Origin of the sequence: Geobacillus sp. DSP4a, assembly GCF_013096875.1 — a bacterium.
Taxonomy (GTDB): domain Bacteria; phylum Bacillota; class Bacilli; order Bacillales; family Anoxybacillaceae; genus Geobacillus; species Geobacillus thermophilus.
Genome location: NZ_SDLD01000131.1, coordinates 1 through 1,094, shown reverse-complemented (window position 1 = coordinate 1,094; position 1,094 = coordinate 1). Strand labels below are relative to the sequence as shown.

Annotated in this window: 1 pseudogene; it reads left to right on the top strand. The window is 51.4% G+C overall.

The features are described 5' to 3' along the window. Positions 1-104: 104 nt before the first annotated feature. Positions 105-1,094 (top strand): annotated as a pseudogene (locus ETC02_RS16630) (IS4 family transposase); the annotation flags it as partial.

Below are 1,094 nucleotides of genomic sequence, written 5' to 3'. Positions count from 1 at the left end.
TCAGGCGTGTTGATTATCCAATAAAATCCAAAGGGTATAGAAAAAAGAGCACCTTTCCTGTAGAATGTGAGTAGCGACACAAACAAACCCAGGAGGTGCTCTCTATGAACAAGCATACCACACTCCCGAATTTGATGCAAAAACTTGTTTCGGATGAAGAGATTCAACGGATTGCCGAAGCGGTTGGGGATCGTGATTCGTCTCGAACCTTTCCGTTGCGCGAGTGGATTCACTTCTTCCTGCTGGCCGCCATGCATCAATGGAAAAGCTTTCGCCACGGAGCCGATGTGGGGCCTCTGTATGGATTGCCGCAATTCCATTATTCCACAGTATCCAAGAAAGCGAAAGAAGTTCCCTATGACATCATGAAACGCTTGTTGGCGTTGATCATTTCCAAGTGCAACCGCCAAACCCGCCGTTCGCTTCGGTTTCCCAAACCGCTTCGGGTGGTGGATTCGACGACCGTCACGGTCGGGAAAAACCGCCTCCCATGGGCGCCGTATCACGGCGAACGCGCCGGAGTGAAGCTGCACGTCGCGTATTCGCCGGAATCCTCGTTGCCGGCAGACGTGGTGGAAACGACCGGACTGCGTCACGATGGCCCAGTGGGAGAACAGTTGACGAACGCTCAACAAGTGCTGGTGGAAGACCGGGCGTATTTCAAAATCGAACGCCTCGATCGATTTGTAGAGCAGCATCAGCTCTTTGTCATTCGGATGAAGGACAACATCGAACTTCATCAAAAAAAAGCTTGAAACGCCTTTCCAGCACATCCTCATCGGTTCAAGCCGACTTCACGTGCCAGTTGGGGACGAAACAATGCCGATCGACCAAGCGTCACCGGGTAGTGATCTTTCGAGATGCAAATGGCCGCGACATTCGGGTCGTGACGAACCTCTTCCATGCGTCTGCGGAAACCATTGCCGACATGTACCAACAACGTTGGACTGTTGAGGTCTTTTTCCGTTGGGTGAAGCAATATCTGAATGTCCCGACCTTGTTTGGCACGACGGAAAATGCGGTATACAACCAACTGTTTGCGGCGTTCATCGCGTATGTGTTGCTGCGATGGCTGTATGATCAAACCAAAAAAC